Origin of the sequence: uncultured Campylobacter sp., from assembly GCF_937997465.1 — a bacterium.
GTDB lineage: Bacteria > Campylobacterota > Campylobacteria > Campylobacterales > Campylobacteraceae > Campylobacter_A.
Map to the genome: position 1 here is coordinate 1 of NZ_CALKTQ010000145.1, position 2834 is coordinate 2834.

Sequence of the window (2834 nt, forward strand, 5' to 3'; positions counted from 1 at the left end):
TTTTTTCACAGAGCCATAAGAAGTAGTGCTTATATACCTTTTTTTATAAAAGCTTCTGACGGCCTTAGAATAGGACAATGGGATTTGTCTAAAAGTAGAATGAAAGAAATATTATTTTTTATTCCGCCAAAATCCGAGCAGAAAAAAATAGTAGAATACATAGAAAATAAAATATCCAAAATCGATAAATTAATAAATTTAGAGCAAGAGTATATAAAAAGTCTAAAAGAGTATAAGGCGTCGCTAATAGATAGCGTAGCAACAGGCAAAGTAAAGGTATAAAATGAGCGAAATTTTAATCTACCAAAGCAACAACGGCAAAGTAAATCTAGACGTAATGCTAGAAAATGAGACGATATGGCTCTTTCAAAAACAGCTTTGTAAGCTATACGGCAAATCAAAATCAACCATAAGCGAACATATAAAAGCTATATTTGAGGATGAAGAGCTAGATAGAAATTCAGTTGTTCGGTTTTTTCCGAACAACTGCTAGTGATGGCAAAAATTACGATGTCGAACACTACAACCTAGATATGATAATAGCGCTATAAAATATAGCAAAAAAGTTAACAAGGAAAAGCGATGTTTAGCAAGACGAACGAAGAGGCGTTTGAAAGTAGCATAGAAAAATACCTCTTAGAAAATCACAGATATATCAAAGGATACAGCAAAGATTTCAACAAAGAATACGCAATAGACGAGGTTAGGCTCTTTCATTTTTTAGAAATTTCGCAAAAAGATGAGCTTGATAAGCTAAAAAGAGATAGCGATTATAAACAAAAGATACTCTATCAGCTAAGTAAGATGATAAGCAAATACGGCGTGCTTAAAATTTTAAAAAAGGGCTTTAGCGTGGCTGACGCAAATTTTACGCTATTTTATCCTGCGCCGATAGCTTCAAGCGGAGATGAAACCAGAAAGAAATTTAGCCAAAATGAATTTAGCCTCACGAGACAACTAGCCTATTCAAAGCAAAATCCAAGCCTTGAAATAGATATGGCGATCTTTATAAACGGGCTTCCTATAATCACCATAGAGCTTAAAAATAGCGCGATGAGCGGGTACGGACAGACGGCTAAATATCACGGCATAAATCAATACAAAAAAGATAGAGACCCAAAAGATACGCTTTTAAATTTCGCTAGATGTTTGGTGCATTTTACTTTTGATACCAATGAAGCATATATGACTACAAGGCTAGATAAAGACAAGACTTTCTTTTTGCCGTTTAACAAAGGGGATAAAAACTCCGCGGGCAATCCGCCAAATCCGAACGGACACAAAACCGCATACATTTGGGAGGAAATTTTTTCTAAAACGTCTTTGGCGGATATCTTGCAACATTTCGTTAGGCTTGATGGAAAGGATACGGACAAGCTAGAGAGTAGAAATTTATATTTCCCAAGATATCATCAACTAGACGTAGTAAGAAAAATAATAGACGATGTAAGCAGTAACGGAGTCGGCAAAACATATCTCATACAGCACAGCGCAGGAAGCGGAAAGTCAAATTCTATAACTTGGTGCGCATATGGGCTCATAGAAATATATCCTGCAAAAGAGGGAGTAAGCGACAAAGACATGGAGTGTCCGCTATTTGATAGCGTCGTAGTGGTAACGGACCGAAAGATACTAGATAAATAACTAAGGGGAAATATAGCTAGCTTTAGCGAGGTAAAAAATATCGTCGCTCCGGCGTTTAGTTCGTCTGAGCTAAAATCAAATTTGGAAAGCGGTAAAAAAATAATCATAACAACCATTCAAAAATTTCCTTTTATAGTAGACGGTATAAGCGATCTTAGCGATAAGAAATTTGCCGTCATAATCGACGAGGCACACTCCTCTCAAAGCGGAATAGCACATCATAAGATGAATGAAGCGATGGGTAAAAAAGATTTTGACGACGATATGGACGTGCAAGATATGGTGCTTGAAATAATGCAAAGCAGAAAGTTTAAAAGCAACGCTTCGTATTTTGCATTTACAGCCACGCCTAAAAACACAACGCTTGAAAAATTTGGAACAAAGCAAGCTGATGGCAGTTTTGCTCCGTTTCATCTATACTCGATGAAACAGGCGATTGAAGAAGGTTTTATACTAGATGTTTTATCAAACTACACAACGTATAAAAGCTACCATGAGATAGTAAAATCCATAGACGATAATCCCTATTTTAAGACGGATAAAGCGCAAAAAAGGCTTAGGGGCTTTGTCGAGAAAAACCCATCTACCATAGCTATAAAAACAGAGATAATCTTAGATCACTTCATAAACAATATAGTAAAAACAAACAAACTAAAAGGCAAAGCAAAAGCCATGGTGGTAACGGCCGATATACAAACGGCCATCCTTTATCACAAAGCTATTATTAAAAAGCTCCATGCAATCGGCGATCCATTTGGAGCTATCGTCGCGTTTTCCGGCAAAAAAGAGCTTAATGGGATAGAATATACAGAAGATAGCATAAATGGATTTGATTCAAAAGATATAGCCGACAAATTTGATAGCGATCACTATAGGCTACTAGTCGTGGCGAATAAATTTTTAACAGGATTTGATCAGCCAAAACTTTGCGCGATGTATGTAGATAAAAAGCTAGATGGCGTTTTGGCAGTGCAAGCTCTCTCACGCCTAAACCGCGCCGCACCAAAATACTCTAAAAAAACAGAAGATCTCTTTGTGCTTGATTTTTTCAATAAAATCGAAGACATAAAGGTCTCTTTTGATCCGTTTTATACATCGACATCACTAAAAGAAGAGACGGATATAAATGTTTTACACGAGCTAAAAGCGGTGCTTGATGATAGCGGAATTTATGAGCGAAGCGAAGTGGA

At 36.7% G+C, this 2834-nt stretch carries 3 protein-coding genes and 1 pseudogene; all 4 read left to right on the forward strand.

All coding sequences use genetic code 11. The annotated features are described in order from the left end of the window. The coding region (locus Q0546_RS04520) for a restriction endonuclease subunit S (protein WP_298790910.1) at positions 1-282 on the forward strand (282 nt) is incomplete at its 5' end. Between the two features lies 1 nt (position 283). Further along, a complete protein-coding gene (locus Q0546_RS04525; protein WP_298790912.1) occupies positions 284-493 on the forward strand; it encodes a hypothetical protein in 210 nt (69 codons plus the stop codon). Positions 494-582: 89 nt separating this feature from the next. Further along, the gene (locus Q0546_RS04530) at positions 583-1644 is read left to right on the forward strand and encodes a type I restriction endonuclease (RefSeq protein ID WP_298790914.1); all 1062 of its coding nucleotides are present in this window, start codon (positions 583-585) and stop codon (positions 1642-1644) included. 81 nt (positions 1645-1725) lie between these two features. Further along, a pseudogene (locus Q0546_RS04535) lies at positions 1726-2834 on the forward strand (type I restriction endonuclease subunit R); the annotation flags it as partial.

Coding starts and splice junctions, on each gene's coding strand:
- Q0546_RS04530 (WP_298790914.1), top strand. CDS start 583: ATGTTTAGCAAGACGAACGAAGAGGCGTTTGAAAGTAGCATAGAAAAA.
- Q0546_RS04525 (WP_298790912.1), top strand. CDS start 284: ATGAGCGAAATTTTAATCTACCAAAGCAACAACGGCAAAGTAAATCTA.